Raw genomic sequence first — 21677 nt, 5'->3', positions numbered from 1 at the left:
ATTCTGTATCTTGGAATAGCTGCTGTCTGTACAAATTCTGTATATGAAAGCAATACTATTTTCTTTCCTCCTCTTCTTAACAAACGATGCACTCGCACAGGTAAAGCCCGGAACTTTCGCCCTGAAAAATGTGGAGACCGGCATGTATGTGCGCATCAAAGATGCCAATAGCGCCGAAGGAACACCGATCGTTGCCTATGATCCTGTGAACTGGAAATGTGTTACCTGGGAATTAAAACCTGATGCAGGAACTACCTGGCAGCTGGTCAACCTCTTTTCACATAAGACACTGGGACTTGCCGGCAGTAACCACACGAAGCAACAAGCCAGTGCACAGGAACTTTTTGAACAGCAGGTTCAAAAAGGCAGTGCCAGCCAGTTGTATGAATTTATTCCGGCAGGAAAAGACCAGTATCGCATCCGGCACAAGAATACTGGTCTGTATATGACCATGAGCGCCAGTGCCGGCACGAATGACCCGGTTTACCTGGCAACATTTACCGAAACGAAAAATCAACTCTGGACATTACACGAACAGCATCCGACAATATGATAACCGCCAGCAGGTCCGGCATTATTTGTATTTGAGAAAGATGCCGGTATCAAACGCGGTCCATAAACAGCATTTTTGTCCGCTGGCCTTCAGTCCCCTGTTGGCCCAGCTGTTACAGGTTCTGAACATGCTGTAACTGCCATTGGCTTCGTAGAAACTGTCTGTTTTGCCATAATTGGCATTGGTCTTAATAGGAATAGCGTGGCCATTTTCATCATGCTGCAGGCTGCTGGTGATATAGGTGGCCAGGCGGGCGTACTGATCCCGGCTCACCATGATCTTCCGGCAACTGGCATTTTCAGTTACGTTTTTGTAGAAAGTCGCATGGATCGCTGTACTTCCCAGCCCAAAAGCCGCGCGGTAGGCCGTGCGGAATTTCAGGTCGGCCCAGGTCGGCGTTTCCAGGTAAAAACCTTTATCCCCCCATCCCATAGCGAGAAATTGCGCCGTTGAGTCTTTTGAAGTCGTGTTGTCGAACCGGATCTCTTTGCTCCAGTCCACCTGGTCATTTTTTACCGGAACCACCAGGTCGGTGTGCACGCCATTGGTCATAATGTAGATCGCTACATCGCCGTTTGCCCCGGCTTCCCGGTCGATCGTGATCCGGGAAAGTGTAAAGGCAATCAGAAGATAGCAGCCCACGAAGGCAATGAAGCCCAGCAGGGCATATCCTATAATTTTCAAAATCCGTTTCAATCCAGGTGGTTTACGGTTCGGCGACTAAAGTAACCAATTGTACCACTTCAGCAAGCAAAACGGTCATTTCAGATGCTGAACAGCATGGCCCTCCTTACTTGTTTTTGTCTTTGCAGGAACCAATCTACAACCATGCGCCATCAATTTCCGGTTAACCAGTACCGTCGCCTGATCCTCCTGCTACTGTTTTCAATTCCTTTCCTGTTTACCAGCTGCAGCAAAAACCCGGGAGAAACACCTGTTGGCCCATCTCCGATCATTACCCCAAAAGGAAATGCAACCGGGTCACCGGTCACCGCCACCATTGGCGCTGCCGGTGGTTCATTGACCAGTGACGATGGCCGGATCTCCCTGACCGTTCCGCCCGGTGCGGTCAGCGGCAATACGACCTTCAGCATCCAGCCGATCCGGAATACACTCGATACCAATATGCCCGCACCCGCCTACCGCCTTTTGCCGGAGGGACTAACCTTCACTCATCCGGTGCAGTTGAGTTTTCACTACGATGCTCAGGACCTGGACCGCATCCCTGAAGACCTGCTTGTTGCTGCCTGGCAGCAACCTGATGGCTCCTGGAAGGCAGTTCCGTCTGCATTGAATAAAACCACACACACGCTTTCTCTTTCCACTACGCATTTTTCCGACTGGCTGCTTACGGGTGAACTCTGGCTCACTTCTGTTTATCACGCCCTGGCCGCCGGGGAACATTCCCGGGTGATGATCATGGGGGTGAACCACGACGACGAAGACCTGCTGGCTGTACTTAGCCCGTCGGGCTGGAGCGGCAACATTTCAGCCGTGCGGGACTGGAAGGTGTGGGAAGGCCCCGGCAATCTGGGAATGGCAGATGGCAACGCCGGATCCGGAAATTTCATCACTGCAATGGAATATCACGCCCCAGTACCCGTAAACGGTCCCGGTAAGGCGGTGATCGCCGTCGCTGTAGACGGAAAGATCACCATCCCCGACTCCCTGGCACCGGGAGGCAAACGTGAATTTCAGCAGATGATCCTGACAACCCCGATCGACCTGGTAGCCAATACGTATATGATCGGCACTTTCGGACCAGTTGACATTAACATCAGTGATGTGACAGCACTGGTGGTAAATGACAAGATCAACATCTCCGCTCACGGCACTAATATCTCCGTTGGATTTACAACCAATGGCACCACCGATTCCGGATTTCCGTCAGGCGATATGACGATCCCCGGAAACAGCATGACCACTGCCAATTACAGCCTGAATCCCTCTACCTCTTTCAGCTTTGGGTCGCAGTATCAGGAATGTGATCCCACGCCGCATGCTGCCTATTCCAGCGGAACACTGGTGCTGCGCAAACTGGGTGGCATAGGCGAACCCGTGGAAGGTGAATTCGGTGGACTGCTCTATACTGGCAAAGGGATCGGGCCTGACGGCTGCCAACAGTACGACAAGCAGAGGCTAACGGTCCGTTTCAGGACGATACGGTCATTGTAGACAGTTACCTTTCAACACAATTCAGGTAAATCACGGTCACGCAAATATTACATTTACAAGTGCTGCGAAAAATACCACTTGTTGCTGTATTCGTTTTGCTGGCCTGTACTGAGCTTGTTTCGTATCGACTGCACTGAAAACAGATTTCTATATAGGCAAACAACTTTCCGAAACTGCACGGGTCCTTTGTATCCGACATTATAGAGGATATCCGTAAGACTGTCTGTTGCTGCAGCCGAAAGTGTTTTCATCTCATTCAGCTGACTATAACAAACAGTATCATTCTGGATAGGCAGAGCGTTTCAATGTGTCATTCCGGTGCGCTTGCACGGTCGGCTACTTTCCCTTATTTTGCACGCAAACCTTACCTGGTAGCTATCCCTATACCCCTCCATGAAGTATTTCTTCATATATCATTTTTGTCTCTTCCTTACGGAAGCCCGCTCACCTCAGTATACACCATGAACGAAACCACCATCAATAGCCTCCGGGAAGCGCTGAAGCATTCCCCGGACAATATACCCCTCCGGCGCCTGCTGGCAGAAACATTGCTGGCAGCCAACCGGCTCGACGAGGCAGAAACAGAATATGCCATCCTCCTGAAATACACCAACGATGCCGATACACAAGCCGCGCTGGCCGATATCTTTTTCCGCAAGGGCAATATCTCGGCCTGCGTGGTGATCCTGGAAGCTGCCATCGAACAGGGCAGGGCCAATGCAGGGATCTTTATCCTTTATGCCAAAGCGCTGATCCGTGAAAACGCGATCGGCAAAGCGAGGGAAGCCTATAAGCAGGCCATCCTGCTTGATCCTGCCGGCGATCCCGAGCTGGACGACCAGCTTCGGGTACGGCATATTTTCGAGGCAGTCGATGAAGAAGACGAGGAGATCGACAACCGTTTCCTGGAAAAACCGGAGATCAATTTCAGTGATGTCGGCGGCATGGATGCCGTAAAAAAGGAAATTGAACTCAAGATTATCAAACCGCTGCTGCATCCCGATCTCTATAAAGCCTACGGTAAAAAGACCGGGGGCGGGATCCTGTTGTATGGCCCTCCCGGCTGCGGAAAGACCTACCTGGCCAAAGCCACCGCGGGACAGGTCAATGCGAAATTCATCAATGTGGGCCTGGCCAATATTCTCGACATGTGGATCGGCAACAGTGAAAAGAACCTGCACGACATCTTTGAACTGGCCCGGGCAAATAGTCCCTGTGTGCTGTTCATCGACGAGATCGATGCCCTGGGCGCCAGCCGCAGCGACATGAAACAGTCTTCCGGCAGACACCTGATCAACCAGTTCCTGCAGGAACTGGACGGGATCAACAGCAGCAATGAAGGCATCCTGGTGCTCGGCGCCACCAACACCCCCTGGAACCTGGATCCGGCCTTTCGCCGTCCCGGCCGCTTTGACCGCATCATCTTTGTGCCGCCACCGGATCTGCCCAGCCGCGAATCCATCTTCCGCCTCAAACTGAAAAACAAACCGACTTCAGCGATTGATGTCAGCAGCATTGCCAAAAAAGCGGAACACTATTCCGGCGCCGATATAGATGCCGTAATCGACATCGCCATTGAAGGCAAGCTGGAAGCGGCATTTGCCGATGGCATTCCCAAACCTCTTGAAACTAAAGATCTTTTGGCAGCGCTGAAAAAACATCAGCCCAGTACACAGGAATGGTTCCTGACAGCGCGGAATTTTGCCCTTTTTGCCAATGACAACGGCCTGTATGACGAGATCCTGGCCTATATGAAAATCAAAAAATAACATGAGCACTGACCTGACCTTATCCCGGATTGACATCCTTTTACAACAACAACGATTTGCAGACGCCGAAAAAGAACTGAGGGACCTGCTGGCTACAGACGCTAACAATATTCAATACCTGGGCCTGCTGGCCGAAGTCAACCTGCAGCAGGATAAATTTGATGTTGCCGGCGAGATCATCGCACGCGCCATCGGGATATCGCCTGATTCTCCCCACCTGTATTATCTGCGGGCGCGGATTTTTATCCAGCAGGATGACTATACTTCGGCCGAAAGTTCCCTGCGCCAGGCGCTCGCCCTTGACCCATACGATGCGGACTATTTCGCTATGCTGGGCAATGTACGGCTGGCTAAAAAGGATTACGAAGGTGCATTGGAGCAGGCCGATGAGGCCCTGAGCCTCGACCCCGAGAACCTGCTTGGCCTGAATATACGCAGCACGGCATTGCTGAAACTCAACCGGAAAGAGGAATCTTTCACTACCATCGAGGGTGCGTTGCGGGAGGATCCGAATAACGCCTATACACATGCGAATTATGGATGGGCACTTCTGGAGAAGGGAGATCATAAAAAAGCCATGGAGCATTTCCGGGAGGCGCTGAAGACCAATCCCAATTTCACCTATGCGCAGAGCGGTATGCTGGAAGCCATCAAGGCTTCTAACCCCGTCTACCGGCTATTCCTGAAATATTCCTTCTTCATGAGCAATCTCACGTCGCGGTACCAGTGGGGAGTGATCATCGGGATCTATGTAGCCATGCGGGTGCTGAGAAGCATTGCCAAATCCAACGAAACCCTGCGGCCTTACCTGGCACCGCTGATCATCGCCGTGGCGTTGGTGGCGTTTTCCACCTGGATCATGACCCCGATCAGCAACCTGTTCCTGCGGTTCAACCGGTACGGGCAGTTGCTGCTGGATAAGAAGGAGCGGATGAGTTCCAATGTGGTGGCCGCTGCGCTGGGAACATTTTTGGCAGGAGTAGCGCTGTATTTCGCATTGTCAGATGCGCGTTTCCTGGCGGTTGCCGTTTTCGGCTTTGCGATGATGCTGCCCGGCGGCGTGATGTTCTCTGCAACAAAGCCAAAAAATGTACTATTCATTTACACGATTGCCATGGCGGCGGTGGGTGTGCTGGCCATTATAGACACCTTTGCTACCGGTGAATTGTTCAATATGTGGTCGGGCATATTTGTTATTGCATTTATAGCCTTCCAGTGGATCGGCAATTTTTTCCTGATCAAAGAGGGGAAAGCGTAGAGTTAAATAATCCTGGAATGACTTCAAAAGAAACAACTTTTTTATACAGGCCGGTAAACCAAAATGTAGGTGGGGCCATCCACAATGAGTTTTGGGTTCCTGCAGAAGAACTGGATGAGTTCAATTCGAATATTGTCGGCAGGATAGAAGTGACCCGCAAATTCGATTGAAGAAAAAACAGGCGCACCAATGCTGGTGCACCTGTGGTCCAAACTCCTTAGAGTGTGATTTCAAGCATGCCTTCATTTCCGGGAAGGTCGGTTGCGATAGCGATGATCTTAATCCCCTGCAACTCGATATTCGGTTGCCTGGCGGTATAGTACCAATCGTACGTAAACGTATCGATCAAGGCTTTGCCCTTCTCCAGAAGGGCGCCATTGAGTGCATATATTTCCACATACATATTCGTAATCCGAAAATCATCCCAGGCTTTTATCCTGATCTGATCCCCCACATTGCCGTTGTAATCCCTGGTAGAGATCCCCACGACTTTGGGCGGGTTGAGATAGTCCTGCATTGCCCTGCTGTACACATTCTGCCGGGGTTTTAATACCCTGGCGTATGCTTCAGCGAGGTCGGGATCGCCCAGTATAGCCCTGCCATACCGCGAAGCCATCTGGAACCTGTCCTGCACCCGCACCTGGTGTTGTGTAGGATCTCCCTCGCGCGCTCCCGGTGCTTTAGACACCACGGTTTTGTTATCCCAATTGCGGAGCACGACCTCCTTGTTGAGCATGCCTTTCCACCCTTTAGTTACAACACTGTCATTTACAGTTGCCATAAAAATTGGATTTAAATGGTTAAAAAATATTGTTTCCGACGTGGTTTCTGAGCGGCGGAAAGAACATGGGGTCGCACTCCCATGGTTCCTGCGACCATCCACTTTTCAAAAACCGGCCGCAAAATTATATTTTCATTTAATATGAAACAAGCAAGATGAACCTTTATCTTTTTCTACATCATCCACAATACTACCCTGTTGATAAGTCTTTGGAACCCCATTGGCACCCCTGGTTTTACCCGGAATTGACCCGTTTTACCTATGAAAACCGGGTAGAATCCGGGTAAATTCTGGCTAAGGGCCGGGGTACCAACAGCTATGCATTGGGGTGGCATCAGGATACCAATAGGGTAGAATTGACAACCAACAAAAGCCCGCCGATGCTAGCTCTCCGGATCAAAATAGCTGTCCTGCATCGCACTGCCGGGATTCTCCTCCAGCTTTTTGTAAAACCTTTTCCTTGCGTTCAGCTCCTTTGACAGCACCGCCTTGCTGGCCATTTCGGGTGCGGCGAAATACAGGTGGTTGGTGATGCTGATCTTTGCAGCTTCCCTGGCAACATCCTGGTTGGTGCCGATGTAAGTGAATACCCAGTTCTTTTTCTTCAGCTCCTTAATGAGCGCACTGATCTTCTCTCCTGAATACTCCCTTGAAGCATTTTCCTCGCCGTCTGTCAGGATAGTTACCAACACAGCGTAGTCGTTTTCCTTTTCGGCAACCTGCCTGAGCTTCCCCGCAGCATGGCCGATGGCATCGAACAGCGGGGTTGACGCATCCGGCCGGTAATTGTCTTCGTTCAGCAGGTTGAGGCTGGATACCTTCTGTAGCGGGATCTGTTCCTTGATGCCATTTCCGTTGAAACTGAAGAAATTGATCCATTGTTCCGGGTCGGATTTACGGGTGGTTTCGCCAACGATGGACTGGATCAGTTCGTTAAACGTGTTCATGGTAGGCTGCTGGATCGAAGCCATTGAACCGCTTTCATCAAGGATAATGAGGTTGTAGATTTTTTTGATTGCTGGCATTGTATCAGTTTTTGTTGATACAAACCTAAAAGGCATGTTTGCAGCCTATCTGCAAACCAAATTAATCGTCAGATTCATCTTCCAGCCAAAGCCAGAATTCTTTTGAGAAGCCTGAATAGCTATCGTCTTCCATACGCAGGACGAGCCGGTTCAGGATCAGCTCCTCAATTGAAGGCACTGCAACGACAATTTTCGCGGAAACAGCTACAGGTTTTGCCGGTGCACTTTCCGATTTTTTTCGCAGAGAATAATGTACTTCTGACGAAGCCGGTGCGGCGGCTGGCGGAGCAGAAAGTTCTTCAAATGGACTGCGTCCGGGAGCCAGATCAGGATTGATTTCGCGGGCAGCACGTTGATCTGCTTTTGCTTCCTCCAGCTCCAGCATGCCAAGCCGATCCAGCAGCCCTTCCAGTTCAACCTGCATCGGCAAGTTGTTTGCCTTCAGGTAGGCCAGCATTTTCCGGAGCATTTCTTTCTCCCCAGGAGACAACGGCGAGTTGACCAGCGTATAGGTCGGGTCGCTGTAGCGGTAACAAACTGATTTGCCCTGCTGAAAGCGTTCTACAGGGGCATCGAGCGTCGACTGCAGGTATTGCAGGTCGTCATAGATGGTTCTTAGGGAAACTTCCGGGTAGCCGTTTTCCGTGAGATGTTCATTGGTTGCCCCCAGCAAAGCATTGACCGTCCACAACCGCTGACGGCGGCGCAGGCAACGATCCAGCACCTGGATTCTTCGGTGAAATGCTTTGCTTTTGGGCATGCAGCAATTTAGGGAAATCAGTTGACTCGAATCTTCCCTATATTACACGCACCTTATGATGAAAAAGAACCTTTTTGCGGCTCTGTTGGTCCTTGCATTTCAGCTATCCTATTCTCAAATTAGTAACTTTCAGACCCTCTTAAGAAGTGGTATTACTGCGTTTAAAGCCGAATCCCAAAGAACGGACACCGCTGACTATAGTAGTGCTTTTCTACAGTTGGATAGCGCAGTAAAACTGGATCCCCAAAACGCTGAAGCACACTATTTTCTCGGTTATGCAATGGATCGCATGACCATTTTTGATGGTCGTGGTCTCACATTGTCGTCGAGATCACGGGCAGAAAAGATAAGTGCTCAGTTTGAATTGGTCAATCAGCTTGAACCGGAATATATGGGTGAAAGGATTTTGCTGGACCCCTATTCCAAACTCACATCAACCTGGGCAAGCCTCGCACAGGCATACCTGACAAAGGGCCAGCCGGATTCAGCAAAATGGGCATTCCGCGAAGGCAAAAGAAGAGGCGGGTTCATCGAACCCGTCCTTTCAATCAGCCGGCAGTTACTGAATAGTTGTCATAAGAATGCCATACTGGTTACTTATGGCGATATCATCACATTTCCCGCCTGGTATCTGCAAACAATTGAACAATACAGGACGGATATAACTGTGGTGGATGCGACTTTACTCAATACTGTCTGGTACCCGCAATTTCTGAAGCAGGAAAAGAAACTCAAAATGGGGTATGCCAATGATCAGCTTGATACACTGAGTTACGCGCTATGGTCACCTCAACGGATCACTATTCCCAACCCCAGGTTCGCGGGAAAAGCTGTTAGTTGGACAATGAACGCCACCTACTATGGCGAATACGTACTCAGGGGAGACAGGATTCTGCTGGATATTTTCAGGAAAAACATGTTTGACAGAGACCTTTATTTTTCAAGTGGCGCGGATACTTCTATTAATCTTTTCCTGACTGACTATATCGTTGATGATGGCCTTGTTGACCTAGTTCTTACAGACAAAAATGACATCAATGATCCCAGGGCAATTCTATCAGAAAATTTGTCGGCGTATACTATCAAATACTTGAATAAAAGCGATATAAGAAGATCCCCGGATGCCGTTTCGCTGTTGAACCTGTATCGGTCAACTTACTGCACGAATATAGGGTTCCTGCTGTCAAAAGGTAAAACTGCTGAGGCGAAAAAACTGTTGAAGGAAATGGATGAACGTTTTCCGCTATCAATTCTCCCTTACTCCTATATGGAAAACAATATTGAGGAACTCCGTCAGAAACTGAAATAGCAAAATTTTGCCTGGAAGCGGAGAGCCTTATTGCCAGGGTTTACGGTTGATCAGGAAAGCATTGTCCAACTTTTCCATGCCGATCCTCGGATAATATTCCATAGCCGAAGGAACGGAAAGCAACAGCACCATAGACTGCTCGCTCACTTTTTCTTTTGTGAGATTTACCAGTTGTTTGCCGATTCCTTTTTGCTGATAATGGGGGTGTACCGCCAGATCGGCGAGGTAACAGCTCCATACCCAATCAGTGATGGCACGGGAGACACCGACCAGTAAATCGCCATCCCAGGCAGTGACGATCAGGTCTGAATTGTCGATCATCCTTTGTATGCGTGCGGGATCGTTGGTCGGGCGTGGTAGTCCGGCGAGATCGTATAGCGCTATGACCTGTTCCGCTGCGGGTATCCGGTCTGAATAATAGTTGATGTTCATAAGTCTGATTGGATCATAAATATAGCCAACACCGGATCAGGTTATCGCCGTAATCAATATGCCAAGTAAAACAACAGCCGCGATAATTGCGCCGCCAATATACAGGAACCAACGGTGACGATACCTGGACCCAGCGTTTAAGTCCGCATTCCTGGCAGATCACATTGGCCTCCTTCCCGATGGGAAATATCGGGATCCAGTAAATATGCCAGTATTCGGAAACAATCATCACATCTGCCCGGGAGTCACTTTCACAACTAGCACAACGAACCAGATACTCATCAACAGATAAAACTGCAATCTGATTAATGCCAGCCTCCTGGTTGCTCATCGATGTATTTCGCCTTCAGTCCTAAGATCAGCCGGAACTGGTAATGCGGCTCCACTGTCCGGATACGCGTCAGTGGATCCCACCTGGGTTGTATCCTGTGGCACAAAACCGGTTGTTGTAAATGACGCCGCCGGCTTGAGCCAGGCCTGCTGCACCACCAGCGCTTCAGCGGACGCATCGGCCTGCAGGGAGATCTGGTTTTTGTAGATGACGGTGACTTTCTCAACAGGCTGTACCAGCCAAATGGAATCACTCTTACGCACCACCCTTACCCGTAAGGTATCACCCAGGTGCAACTGCTTTTTGACATTACTCAGGCGGGAAGGCACCTGGTTGCCCCGCATCAGCTCACCGTTGACCGACACGATCTTATCTCCCGGCTGGTATCCCATCTTCTTACCAAATGCATTCAGCTCCGACGTGTCATCCACCCACAGCCATCCGCCGGCATCCTGATAGGTACCAAATCCACCCAGCGTATACACCTCTTCCCGGGCCTCTGCGGCATATTTTACGCCCGCAAGTCCCAAATAATATTCATAAGGGATGGGCTCCCCGCCTGCCACATACCGCTGCAGAAATGCTTCCGTTTCCGGCCCGGTAAGCCGCCCGATCTCCCCGAACAATTCCGCATCATTAAACGCGCTATCCTTCCCGTAACGATTACCAAGGTCGCGTGCCAGCTCCCGCAGGCCATACCGGCCCTGCGAACGGTGCAACAGCTGCAAATCCAGGCAGGCAGCGATCAGTGCGCCCTTCTGGTAAACATTCACATACTGGTCAGCATATTTTCCGGCACTCTCTTTACTCAATACCGTAAAGGGAAGTTTATCATTGAACTGGTTCCGCGACATGACTATTTTCCGCACCAATTCACCCAGGAATGTTTCTGTTGATTTCAACCCGTATTGTGCCTGCACCAGGCGTGAAAAATATTCTGTAGCCCCTTCATACAGCCACAGGTGTTGTGACAGCACCGGCCGCGAAAAATTGAACTGTTTGATCTCTTTCGACGCAATGGTCAGCGGCGTGATGATGTGAAAGAATTCGTGCGACGACATATCAGTCACGTCTTTCTGCAGGGCATCAGCCGACATTTCAGGCAGGTAGTAAAAAGAACTCCGGGTATGCTCGAGTGCGCCCATGTTTTGATTCGGAAAGGAATGCTTCAGATTGGGATCCCTGAAATAATACAGGAAAGCGTACTGGTCGGTGGGCAACTTCCCTCCCAGGAAAGCCTGCGTGGCGCGCAGCAGCGGCTCCAGCCAGGAAGCGATCTGCGCCGATGTTATCTTATGATTCGGTGAATACACGGCAACCAGCACGCGACAATTGCCCACGGTTACCACAGTAGTATCTGGAACGGCATACAATAATGGCCCGTCGTACAGGGCGTCAATGCTGCTCATTTCGAACACATCGCTCGTGTTCGTTTGTGCTATTGGCATCATGCTGGTCGCACCATAGAAAGTTTCGGGTTTACTGATCTCCAGGCGAACGGGCAACTGCGTGTATCCTTCGAGGTAACCGAAAAATGCCGGCGTATTCAGCACAAAATTCATTCCCGCCTCAATATTGCTTGCCGACATGGCATAGATGTTATGTTTCTTTTCCGTGTCAACAATATCGTCTACCAGGTAGGTGATCCGTTCGGGTTGAGCAGTACCGTTGATCTGCCACCGGTTGGTATCAATTTTTTTCACCGGCAATAGCCTTCCCTGCCGGTCATACGCTTTTACCTGCGAAATGAATTGTCCGAAATCACTGATCCGATAGGTACCCGGGATGATCCGTGGAAAAGCCCAGACCAGTTTTGATCCCACGCCGGAAAGTGCCGGCAATTTTACATGCACCATCAGCCGGTCGGAGTCCACAGCCCTGAGATCAACTGTAAACTGGTAGCCGGCAGTTCGCGGTTGGGCTGCCACAACCACGGTGAGCAGTGTAAACCAAAACATAAATAGTAACCTGACAGGTGCCATCATGACCGGAAAATACATATTGGATTTCGGATTTACTACTGGCAATTACCGGTCATCCCATTTAATCCGGCTTCAGCATCGGGATTTCCTAAAATTGGGCCATGAAAGTGCTGATCGTTGATGGCGAAAAGCTGGCAGCAAAAAGACTGATCCGGTTGCTGGGTGAAATTGAACCGGGTGCGGTGATCCTTGAATGGCTGGACAGTGTGGAAGAAGCTATAGCATGGCTGCAGCAGCACCCGCCGCCTGAGATGATCTTTATGGATATCGCACTGAGCGAGGGGTCAGGCTTAGATATCCTCCAACAGGTGACGACCAACAGCGCCATCATCTTTATCACAGCACTGGACACCCACGCCATCCGGGCTTTCCGGTATAACAGTATCGACTACCTGCTGAAGCCGCTGCGCCGCGAGCAGCTGGAACAGGCCATCCAAAAATGGAAATCCCTGCACCGGGCGGCAAGGAAGGAATTGCAGTTGCAGCACTTACAACTCGAGGACCTGGTCAGTAACCTGAAGGAACAGGCCAGACCCTACAAATCGAGGTTCCTGGTCAAAAAAGCAACCCGGATGTTCAGCATCGATACCGCGGAAGTTGCCCTCGTGTACAAAAAGGGGCGCGACAATTTCATCAAGACTTTTTCCGGTGCCGACTACCTGATCGACAACCATCTAGACGAAATAGAAACCCAGCTTGATCCGGATAACTTCTTCCGCGTGAACCGGCAGTTCATTGCCCATTACCGGTCCATTCATGAGGTGTATCCCTGGTTTGACGGAAAACTCAAACTTACCGTCACCCCTTCCGCTTATGAAGACATTGTGATCAGCCGCCTTCGCGCCAACGACTTCAAGAAATGGCTGGGAAAGTGAGGGAATTGCTATATTAGCTACAACAACTGCCTTATTCTCCATCAACGATTGCAAGCCGCTTTTGTCACTTTAACCTTTTCGCTTGTCCAACGCAGAAAATGAGCGCCTTGCCCTGTCCGCCAGCAGCAAGCACTGGAAAAAATGGGGTCCCTATATTTCAGAACGACAGTGGGGAACTGTAAGGGAAGATTATAGTCCCGAGGGCAATACATGGAATTACGTGAACCATGACCTCGCCCGCAGCTATGCCTACCGCTGGGGCGAAGATGGCATTGCAGGCTTTTGCGACAGCGACCAGGTACTCTGCCTGGCACCGGCGTTCTGGAATGGTAATGATCCCCTGCTGAAAGAACGCCTTTTCGGTCTCACCAATGGCGAGGGCAATCACGGAGAGGATGTGAAGGAGCTCTATTTCCACCTGGATTCTTCTCCCACCCATACTTACTGCAAGTTTCTGTACAAATACCCGCAGGCGGCTTTTCCGTACCTCGAACTCATCCAAAATAACCAGCGGGACAGGCACCAGCAGGAGTTTGAGCTGATGGATACAGGCGTGTTCCGGGAGAACCGGTATTTCGACTGCATCATTGAATATGCAAAAGCATCGATTGATGATATCCTGATGAAGGTCACGGTGATCAACCGCGGTCCGGATCCGGCCGACATACATGTGCTCCCTCATCTCTGGTACCGCAACTTCTGGCGGCATAATCCCCGTTTTGAAAAACCTGAGCTCAGTGCATTGAACGACCTGTCGCTGTTGGCGCAATCGACCCGCAATGGTAGTTACTACCTCTACCATGAAGCGGGTGAACAGCTGTTCTGCGACAATGAAACCAACAACCAGCGGATGTATCATCGTCCCAACGATACTGCGTTTGTGAAGGACGGTATCAACAATTTCGTGGTGCATGGTTCGAAATCGGTCAACATTAAAAAGACAGGAACAAAGAGCGCTGTCTGGTACCAGCGAAGCCTGGCATCCGGAGAATCGGCTGTTTTCCGGGTCCGGCTATCCAAGGTGCACAATGATGCGCCGTGGGATGATTTTGACCTGGTGTTCGGAAAGAGAATAGCAGAGGCTAATGCTTTCTATCACCAGCATGCCCCGGAAAGGCTGTCGCGCGATCACCGTTCGCTGTTGCGCAGCGCGCTTGGCGGGTTGTTGTGGACGAAACAATTTTATTACCTGGATGTGTTCAAATGGCTGTTCGGAGAGCCCAATGAGAACTCTCCATACCGCAACCACCAGCGCAACTACGACTGGCAGCACCTGACTTCCCGCAATATCATTTCGATGCCCGACAAATGGGAATATCCCTGGTTTGCGGCATGGGACCTTGCTTTTCACGCGGCCAGCTTTATACATGTGGATGCCGCATTTGCCAAACAGCAACTGCAGCTGGTGTTGCGGGAATACTACATGCATCCCAATGGCCAGATCCCGGCATATGAATGGAACTTCAGTGATGTGAATCCACCCGTGCATGCGTGGGCCGTCTGGTATGTTTTTGAAACCGACCGGAACAAGACCGGTGTGGCCGACTGGGATTTCCTGGAACGCGCCTTCCAGAAGCTATTAATGAACTTCACCTGGTGGGTGAATCAGAAAGATGCCAACGGCATCGACATATTTGAAGGTGGCTTCCTGGGACTGGATAATATCGGGGTATTTGACCGCAACCAGATGCCCCATGGCATCAAAAAGCTGCAACAGGCCGATGCAACCAGCTGGATGGCGATGTATGCGATCAACATGCTGCGCATATCCCTGGAGCTGGCCCAGCACAACCGGGCCTATGAAGAATCTGCTTCCAAGTTCTTCCGGCACTTTCTCAATATCGGCTGGGCCATGCATCATATGGGCAAGAAAGACATTTCGCTTTGGGATGAGGAAGATGCTTTCTATTACGATGCGATCCAGTTCGAGAACGGTAGCAGCCAGCGGTTGAAGATCCGGTCGCTGGTGGGGATTATTCCTTTGCTGGCCGTGGAGATCATGAACACCAGTGTGTTTGAAAAACTGCGCGAATTCAATACCCGCCTGGAGGTGATCCGCCTGACACGTCCGGATCTTACCCGGATCATTTCTGATATTGAACAAAAGAACAAGGATGGCAATTACCTGTTCGCCATCATGGTAGGTGACCGCCTGGAACACCTGTTGAAGAGACTGCTGGATGAGGCGGAGTTCCTGTCGGACTATGGCATCCGGTCTTTGTCGAAGTGTTACCAGGACAAACCCTTTGAGTTCCATTACCAGGGTAATTCCTACAGGATCCAGTATGAGCCGGGAGATAGCACCAGCTCGATGTTTGGTGGCAATTCCAACTGGCGGGGGCCGATCTGGTTTCCGATCAATTATTTGATCATCCATGCGATCCGGAAATATTACACTTATTACGGAGATGCGTATACGGTGGAGTTTCCGACAGGATCGGGTAAGCAGCTCACCCTGAAGCAGGTGGCCAATGAGCTGACGCGCCGGTTGCTGAAGATCTTTTCGGTTAATGGTGATGGCAAGTTCCGTTACCACCGGGAGGATCACACAGAATGGAGTGATCTTCATTTCAAAGAACATCATCTTTTTTACGAATATTTTCATGGGGACACGGGCCAGGGATTGGGGGCTTCGCATCAGACGGGCTGGACGGCACTGATCGCGAATTTATTGTTGGAGATGGATGAGGATTGATGCGTGTGATACTATAGTTTTGGGTAACACCAACCCTTACCATGAAAAAATTACCGGCCTGCATTGTCGCCCTTTCATTGCCTTTTGCAGCCTGCCAGCTGTCTGTTCCATCCCCAAATACCAGTTCACCCAATGCCATAATCGGCAAGTGGGAATACAAAAGCATTGAACTGGAAGGTTATGATGCCATGACTGATGAGGGCAAAAAGTTTCAGGATACTGTCAACCAGACTAATTCAGGACTGACCATAAGGTTTTCACCATCGCGGGAATTTGAATCTGACCAGCCCGGCGGGTTGGAGGAGAATAACAAGATCGCGGACTATGCCCTGCTTCCGGATAATTTGCTGGTGATAGAGCAGGATACTGTGGTAATTCACCAGGTTAACGATACATCGCTTGTGCTATACAGGCCGGGACAGTCGTTCATGATATTCAAAAGGATCGGATTTACGGGAACTGAACCAGGAAGGAGATAATTACTGACATGACTATTCTTTCATTTTTCGTATTAGCGGGATATTTCATAATGGTCGTAGTCAACAACCACTTCCGACCGAAAAAATCACTGTTCAGGAGATTCTTCTCCAGGCCCGCTTTATATTTTCACCTTGTGCTGGCGTTGCCGATGGCGGGTTTGGGTATTTACAGGTGCCTCTATTACTCAGCCTTTGAATTCGGATTTTTAGTACCGCTGACTACCCTGGTCATGATCGCAATAGCCAACAGTTTACCCTATTGGCTGTTAAACCGGGATTTAATATTTGTTTCAAGAGGTGAGACTATTCCCAAAGGCTATCGCTGGTATGTGGACGGAGTATTGAATGCGTTGTTGCTTATTGGCATCTTCATTACGCCATTTATCGTTGGGGCTACAATCCATGAATATGAGCCTTCGGTGAAGATTACTCCGGCAGCAACTGCAACAACACCAAGTATTGAAAAGTCATATTCGATTTCTCCAGATTCAATAATTGGTGTGTGGACAGACGGCACCAACGAATTTGCAAGCTTTCACATAATGAAGGACAGCATTTACTATACTGACCAGGGTGAAAGCTATCCATACCGGCTCAAAGAAAACACCATAACCATCATTTATCCTGATTTCACCTATAAGGCAACACTCAGGATGAAAAAGGACACTTTGGTGATGTATTCGGAAGACTACGGCGCCAGCAAATTCTGGCGCTTCCATGAATAACCTGAAATATCCAATCGCCGCAGTCTGGCTGATCAACGGACTTTATTGCAAAGTGCTGAACCAGGTACCGCGTCACCAGGAGATTGTTGGCCGCATTCTGGGAACGGAGCATGCGGCCCTGTTTACAAAGCTGATCGGTTTTGCCGAGATCGGGATGGCGGTCTGGATCATCAGTGGTTTGCGGCCGCGGCTGAATACAATAGTCCAGGTGGTGGTGATTGCCAGCATGAACCTATTGGAATTCATACTGGTGCCGGACCTCCTGTTGTGGGGAAAATTCAACGCATTTTTCGCTTTTTTGTTTATCTTGTTGATCGGGTTCACCGGCTTACGGCGACCCGCAACCGAAACCTAATCCGCCTGAAAAATGCTTTCCTTCCTTCAAAACCACCCTTTTGCGGTGGAAGCATTCTTTGAGAACTCACTTGTTCTCACTTATGCCCTTCCGATTGAACGCGTCCAACCGCTGATCCCTGAATGTCTTGAACTGGATACCTACGACAATCAATGGGCCTTTGTTGCTGTCGCCATGGTGCAGACCCGCGACCTGCGGCCAAAAGGTTTTCCGAAATTTATGGGAAATGATTTTCACCTCATTGGCTACCGCGTATTTGTGCGTTATACCGACCAGCGGGGAAAGCACCTTCGCGGGCTGTATATTCTTCAATCGGAGACAGATAAAAAGAAAATGGAATTCTTCGGAAACATTTTCACCCACTACCAATATTCGACAACAGACATCAGCCAGAAGATCAAGAACGGGCTGATGACGGTGCAGTCCAGCCGTTCCGGTTTCAATGTTGCAGTAGAACTGCCTGGTGCTGAACTACCGGGACTGCCGCAAGAATCCCCCTTTCCTGACTGGAAAACTGCCCGGCGCTATGCTGGCCCCCTGCCGTTTACTTTTACCTATAACCCGGCGAACCGTTCCGTGCTGATCATTGAAGGCGTGCGGCAGCAATGGAATCCTGAACCTGTTAGCGTGCTGCACCAGCAGTTCAGCTTTTTCGACAGGAAGAAACTACCGGAAGCCCGGCTGGCCAATGCATTTATCATCCGCGATATCCCTTATTACTGGAAAAAAGGAAAGCTTGAATCATGGAAGCCAAAAGAAGACCCTTCCAGGGTGTCCTGAACATCCTGAGTTTTAACCGGCATTTCTATGTGTACGGGCTCTTGTCTCTGGGATTGTTAATGCTCGCGATAAGGCTGCTGCCGCTGACACCGCCTGTAATGACCACAGCCACCTGGATACTACTTGCGGCCTATACCTATGGATTGGTCATGCCGCTGCTGGTATCAGCTTATGTCTATGATTTTTCCGGTTACTATCATTTCGACTGGCTGCAAAAGGAAGTAGAGGAGCCCAATGCGGTGGGCAGAATCGTGAATATCAATGCGGGTTTTGACGAAACCAGTTTTATCCTGCAGCGGCATTTTCCGAAGGCGGAAGTGACGGTATTTGATTTTTATAACGCAAAGCAACACACGGAGCCAGCGATAGTGCGCGCAAGAAAAGTTACCCAGGAATTTCCCGATACCGCGCGGATAGCAACCAATGCCATCCCGCTGGGGGAAGAAGCAGCCGATCTTGTTTTTCTTTTATCTGCCGCGCATGAGATTCGCTCGAATGAAGAAAAAGCGCGTTTGCTGGAAGAATGCCGCCGCATTTGCAAGCCCGGCGGAAAAGTAATTATGGTGGAACACCTGAGAGATTTTCCCAATTTCCTGGCATTCACCATTGGGTTTACGCATTTCTTTTCCCGTGATACCTGGAAGAAAGCATTCACCGATGCCGGATTTGCCGATATGAAGGAAACCAAGTTCACCCCTTTTATGTCTGTTTTTAACTGTACCGCGTGATGCCCACTGCCAACACATTATCATATTTATTGCAGGGTACAGGGGTTGTGCTTATTATTCTGGCATTGTTACATGGCGTTTTTCCCAAATACTTCCGGTGGAAAGCAGAGCTCGCAACATTGAGCCTCGTAAACCGGGAGATCATGTATGTCCATTCCTTTTTTATTGCACTGGTGGTGCTGGGGATCGGGTTATTGTGTGTAACAGCTTCGAATGAGCTCATCGGTACACCATTGGGCAGGAAGATCAGTGCAGCACTCGGTGTTTTTTGGCTGGTCCGGTTGCTTACACAATTTTTCGGTTATTCCCGTGGCACATGGAAGGGCAAGCCGTTCGAAACCACTGTGCATGTTCTTTTCATTTTTCTTTGGAGTTATCTGTCCGCTTTATTTTTCCTTTCAGGCCTGCGGTAATTGCCCGGGAATTAAAAAGTTCCTACTTTACTGCCCGTTCAAACCTTATCATGAGAAATCCTATCCCGTTCCCCCTGTTCGTTATACTGAGCTTTTTGTCAATTACCGTCCAAGCCCAGGACCCGGAAGAAAAATCCTTCACCATCAGGCTGCAGCGACCAACCGGTTGGTATGCCACTCCGGAAGGCTATTGGACAACGGAATTCTATAAAACGGCTATGATGAGCAGGGAAATGCGAAAAAAATATAAGGAGGCCTCAAAGCAGCCCGACAACACCACATTGTTGTACAGTTTTATCAAATATGACGGGCAGGACAGGTATAACCCAAGCATTTCGGTGCAGTCCAGGAAGGAAGAATGGCAAACACTGCTGGGCCTCAGGGTTGAAATGTCGGGCATTGCGACCAACATAAAAAAACTTTTCCGTGAAGTTCAGACGATAGATGAGATCCAGGAAACGACTGTTGGTGGTTACCCGGCAGTATACTACAGTGTCAGGTATTTAAATCAACTTTTCGGAAGCACAACAGCCTTGCGGAGATCCCGCTATTACCTGGTGCTGGTCGGTGACTACGTTATAAATTTTGATTTGCGGGACAACGAAACAGATGAGAATTGTACAGACATCTATCGTTATTTTATGGAATCAGTTCAGTTGAGTCTCTGATAAACTTTACCTTATGAGCAGGATTTTTGGTTTCTGGATTTACTACTTAATACTTGCGGCTTTCCAGGTCAATTGGTGGTTACTGATCGTTGATGGCGTAAGCACACCTGGTAAATATACTATGTCACCCAGCCAGCTGCATTATAAGCTAACAGTAACTGTACTATTGCTTGTCATTGCCCTATTACACAAATTCACTCGTTTGAAAACGTTGTCGCGAAAATACCAGCTACTCCTGCTCATGATAACTGCTGTTATCGTTTTGGTCAGCAATCTCTTTTTACGTCGACCGATTTATCCCCAGCGTTATATTCAAATCGCAGATCACAGGTTCTACGGACCTCACCTTTTCCTGCTGTACTGCACGGCATCAGTGTTGGTGCTACTGCACGGCATTCCCCTGCTGAAATCGATGCGCCGCAAAACAGAATAGCCGGTAAATTTGCCGCTTATTGTTACACCATGAAAATCATCGGACTTATCGGGGGCATCAGCTGGGTTTCCACTGCAGATTATTATCGCCTGATCAACCAGGGCATCAATAAGCAACTCGGCGGACTGGAATTCGCTGAATGTCTGATCTATTCATTCAATTATGGCGATATCAAGCGCAATAACGACAGCAATGACTGGGACAAAACGTTCCAGATGCTCAGCAAGGCTGCATTGCACCTGCAGGATAGCGGCGCGTCGGCCATTATCCTTTGCGCCAATACCATGCACAATATTGCCGACCGGTTACAGGCAGTCATTCAGATCCCGCTGATCCACATCGCTACAGTAACTGCAGCGGCTATTGAGAAAAGCGGTTGCAGGAAAGTGGCCCTGCTCGGAACAAAGTTTACCATGGAACTCGACTTCTTCCGGTCCAAACTGTTTGCCGGCGGCATAGAAGTGCTGATTCCTGGTGAGGAAGACCGCGCTTTCATTCACCAGACGATCTTCGATGAACTGGGGAAAGGCATTGTAACAGCGGAAACCAAAGCCCGCTACCTTACCATCATCCGGGAACTGATCGCCAAAGGCGCGGACAGTGTCATCCTGGGCTGTACAGAACTTCCGTTGGTGGTATTACCCGAAGATGTAAATGTTCCCCTATTCGATACCACGCAGTTGCATGCGCAGGCGGCAATTGATTTCGCGCTGGGTTAACCGGCTGTTTTGCTTCCAGGTAGTTTTTGGAACAACGGAGGCTGATCCGGATCTCGACCCTTCGCTTGAGACTGTCCGGCTGGGTGGAAAGATCTTCGCCACTGGCGGAGAAATACCAGGTGGTCCGTTCATGGAACCAGCCCAGGTCGTGCAGTATTCCGATCATGTTGCCTGACCGCTTCAGCGCAAGCCGCGTGTTGAAAGGCAGGCTCCCGATCGTGTCAGTAAATCCAATCAGTCGAACGGTATCTACATAACAATCCTCGGGAATCAGGCTGTCGAGCTGTTTCATGAGCCAGCGACGCTCCTGTTCTGATATGTCTGCTTTCCCATAACCATAATGCGCTACCACACGATGTGATTGAGCAGTGGCGGCCCGGCTGATCAAAAAACAGGAAACAAGCACAAAGAAGAAGCACATAAAACGGTTAT

At 49.7% G+C, this 21677-nt stretch carries 24 protein-coding genes; 18 read left to right on the top strand and 6 right to left on the bottom strand.

Going from position 1 to position 21677, the window contains the following annotated elements:
- Nucleotides 1-43 precede the first annotated feature (43 nt).
- Nucleotides 44-553, top strand: coding sequence for an RICIN domain-containing protein (locus FPE01S_RS07885; protein WP_052955593.1), 510 nt, complete (start codon nucleotides 44-46; stop codon nucleotides 551-553).
- Nucleotides 554-574: 21 nt separating this feature from the next.
- On the opposite strand, the gene FPE01S_RS07880 is transcribed toward FPE01S_RS07885, so the two are convergent.
- Nucleotides 575-1249 carry a TIGR02117 family protein gene (locus FPE01S_RS07880; RefSeq protein ID WP_046368200.1) on the bottom strand — a complete coding sequence of 225 codons (675 nt, stop codon included), beginning with the start codon at nucleotides 1247-1249 and terminating at the stop codon, nucleotides 575-577.
- Nucleotides 1250-1381: 132 nt separating this feature from the next.
- On the opposite strand from FPE01S_RS07880, the gene FPE01S_RS24705 reads away from it, so the two are divergent.
- From FPE01S_RS24705 to FPE01S_RS25855, 4 genes are all read left to right on the top strand, one after another.
- Complete coding sequence (locus FPE01S_RS24705; protein WP_052955592.1) at nucleotides 1382-2728, top strand: hypothetical protein; 1347 nt, start codon at nucleotides 1382-1384, stop codon at nucleotides 2726-2728.
- 419 nt (nucleotides 2729-3147) lie between these two features.
- Nucleotides 3148-4497 (top strand): AAA family ATPase, encoded by a 1350-nt coding sequence (locus tag FPE01S_RS07870; RefSeq protein WP_245623961.1) that lies wholly within the window; start codon nucleotides 3148-3150, stop codon nucleotides 4495-4497.
- Nucleotide 4498: 1 nt separating this feature from the next.
- Entirely contained in the window at nucleotides 4499-5755 is a 1257-nt protein-coding gene (locus tag FPE01S_RS07865) for a tetratricopeptide repeat protein (RefSeq protein ID WP_046368198.1), read from the top strand.
- Nucleotides 5756-5772: 17 nt separating this feature from the next.
- Nucleotides 5773-5925 (top strand): hypothetical protein, encoded by a 153-nt coding sequence (locus FPE01S_RS25855; protein ID WP_157473929.1) that lies wholly within the window; start codon nucleotides 5773-5775, stop codon nucleotides 5923-5925.
- Nucleotides 5926-5972: 47 nt separating this feature from the next.
- On the opposite strand, the gene FPE01S_RS07855 is transcribed toward FPE01S_RS25855, so the two are convergent.
- The 3 genes from FPE01S_RS07855 to FPE01S_RS07845 all read right to left on the bottom strand — a co-directional run bounded on the left by FPE01S_RS07855 (nucleotide 5973) and on the right by FPE01S_RS07845 (nucleotide 8321).
- Nucleotides 5973-6536, bottom strand: a complete 564-nt coding sequence (locus tag FPE01S_RS07855; protein ID WP_046368196.1) for a hypothetical protein — start codon at nucleotides 6534-6536, stop codon at nucleotides 5973-5975.
- A 383-nt stretch (nucleotides 6537-6919) separates the two neighbouring features.
- The gene (locus FPE01S_RS07850) at nucleotides 6920-7561 is read right to left on the bottom strand and encodes a vWA domain-containing protein (RefSeq protein ID WP_046368776.1); all 642 of its coding nucleotides are present in this window, start codon (nucleotides 7559-7561) and stop codon (nucleotides 6920-6922) included.
- Nucleotides 7562-7622: 61 nt separating this feature from the next.
- Nucleotides 7623-8321, bottom strand: coding sequence for a hypothetical protein (locus FPE01S_RS07845; RefSeq protein WP_046368195.1), 699 nt, complete (start codon nucleotides 8319-8321; stop codon nucleotides 7623-7625).
- Between the two features lie 391 nt (nucleotides 8322-8712).
- Between FPE01S_RS07845 and FPE01S_RS07840 the strand changes: the two genes are divergently transcribed.
- Nucleotides 8713-9630, top strand: coding sequence for a hypothetical protein (locus tag FPE01S_RS07840; protein WP_157473928.1), 918 nt, complete (start codon nucleotides 8713-8715; stop codon nucleotides 9628-9630).
- Between the two features lie 27 nt (nucleotides 9631-9657).
- Here FPE01S_RS07840 and FPE01S_RS07835 read toward each other — a convergent pair whose 3' ends face one another.
- Both FPE01S_RS07835 and FPE01S_RS07825 read right to left on the bottom strand, forming a co-directional pair.
- Entirely contained in the window at nucleotides 9658-10062 is a 405-nt protein-coding gene (locus FPE01S_RS07835; RefSeq protein WP_046368193.1) for a GNAT family N-acetyltransferase, read from the bottom strand.
- Nucleotides 10063-10389: 327 nt separating this feature from the next.
- Nucleotides 10390-12351: a M61 family metallopeptidase gene (locus tag FPE01S_RS07825; RefSeq protein WP_052955590.1), complete on the bottom strand. Its 1962-nt coding sequence runs from the start codon at nucleotides 12349-12351 to the stop codon at nucleotides 10390-10392.
- Nucleotides 12352-12476: 125 nt separating this feature from the next.
- On the opposite strand from FPE01S_RS07825, the gene FPE01S_RS07820 reads away from it, so the two are divergent.
- The 12 genes from FPE01S_RS07820 to FPE01S_RS07765 all read left to right on the top strand — a co-directional run bounded on the left by FPE01S_RS07820 (nucleotide 12477) and on the right by FPE01S_RS07765 (nucleotide 21420).
- Nucleotides 12477-13250 (top strand): LytR/AlgR family response regulator transcription factor, encoded by a 774-nt coding sequence (locus FPE01S_RS07820; RefSeq protein ID WP_046368191.1) that lies wholly within the window; start codon nucleotides 12477-12479, stop codon nucleotides 13248-13250.
- An 82-nt stretch (nucleotides 13251-13332) separates the two neighbouring features.
- A complete protein-coding gene (locus tag FPE01S_RS07815) occupies nucleotides 13333-15945 on the top strand; it encodes an MGH1-like glycoside hydrolase domain-containing protein (protein WP_046368190.1) in 2613 nt (870 codons plus the stop codon).
- A 41-nt stretch (nucleotides 15946-15986) separates the two neighbouring features.
- Complete coding sequence (locus tag FPE01S_RS07810; protein WP_046368189.1) at nucleotides 15987-16424, top strand: hypothetical protein; 438 nt, start codon at nucleotides 15987-15989, stop codon at nucleotides 16422-16424.
- A gap of 8 nt (nucleotides 16425-16432) precedes the next feature.
- Entirely contained in the window at nucleotides 16433-17149 is a 717-nt protein-coding gene (locus FPE01S_RS07805) for a hypothetical protein (protein WP_157473927.1), read from the top strand.
- On the top strand, nucleotides 17142-17504 hold the full coding sequence (locus FPE01S_RS07800; protein ID WP_046368187.1) for a DoxX-like family protein: 363 nt from the start codon (nucleotides 17142-17144) through the stop codon (nucleotides 17502-17504). The genes FPE01S_RS07805 and FPE01S_RS07800 overlap by 8 nt, the downstream gene beginning before the upstream one ends.
- A gap of 12 nt (nucleotides 17505-17516) precedes the next feature.
- A complete protein-coding gene (locus tag FPE01S_RS07795; protein ID WP_046368186.1) occupies nucleotides 17517-18284 on the top strand; it encodes a DUF2071 domain-containing protein in 768 nt (255 codons plus the stop codon).
- Nucleotides 18248-19012: a class I SAM-dependent methyltransferase gene (locus FPE01S_RS07790; RefSeq protein WP_046368185.1), complete on the top strand. Its 765-nt coding sequence runs from the start codon at nucleotides 18248-18250 to the stop codon at nucleotides 19010-19012. Before FPE01S_RS07795 ends, FPE01S_RS07790 begins: the two co-directional genes overlap by 37 nt.
- Nucleotides 19012-19425, top strand: coding sequence for a hypothetical protein (locus FPE01S_RS07785; RefSeq protein WP_046368184.1), 414 nt, complete (start codon nucleotides 19012-19014; stop codon nucleotides 19423-19425). Before FPE01S_RS07790 ends, FPE01S_RS07785 begins: the two co-directional genes overlap by 1 nt.
- A gap of 50 nt (nucleotides 19426-19475) precedes the next feature.
- Nucleotides 19476-20093 carry a hypothetical protein gene (locus FPE01S_RS07780; RefSeq protein WP_046368183.1) on the top strand — a complete coding sequence of 206 codons (618 nt, stop codon included), beginning with the start codon at nucleotides 19476-19478 and terminating at the stop codon, nucleotides 20091-20093.
- Nucleotides 20094-20106: 13 nt separating this feature from the next.
- A complete protein-coding gene (locus FPE01S_RS07775) occupies nucleotides 20107-20526 on the top strand; it encodes a hypothetical protein (protein ID WP_046368182.1) in 420 nt (139 codons plus the stop codon).
- Nucleotides 20527-20555: 29 nt separating this feature from the next.
- Nucleotides 20556-21245, top strand: coding sequence for an aspartate/glutamate racemase family protein (locus FPE01S_RS07770; protein WP_046368181.1), 690 nt, complete (start codon nucleotides 20556-20558; stop codon nucleotides 21243-21245).
- Nucleotides 21211-21420: a hypothetical protein gene (locus FPE01S_RS07765; RefSeq protein ID WP_046368180.1), complete on the top strand. Its 210-nt coding sequence runs from the start codon at nucleotides 21211-21213 to the stop codon at nucleotides 21418-21420. The genes FPE01S_RS07770 and FPE01S_RS07765 overlap by 35 nt, the downstream gene beginning before the upstream one ends.
- The last annotated feature ends 257 nt before the right edge of the window (nucleotides 21421-21677 follow it).

This window comes from Flavihumibacter petaseus NBRC 106054 (assembly GCF_000974785.1).
GTDB lineage: Bacteria > Bacteroidota > Bacteroidia > Chitinophagales > Chitinophagaceae > Flavihumibacter > Flavihumibacter petaseus.
The sequence above is the reverse complement of the archived record's forward strand: the minus strand, read 5'-3'. Positions and strand labels throughout refer to the sequence as shown.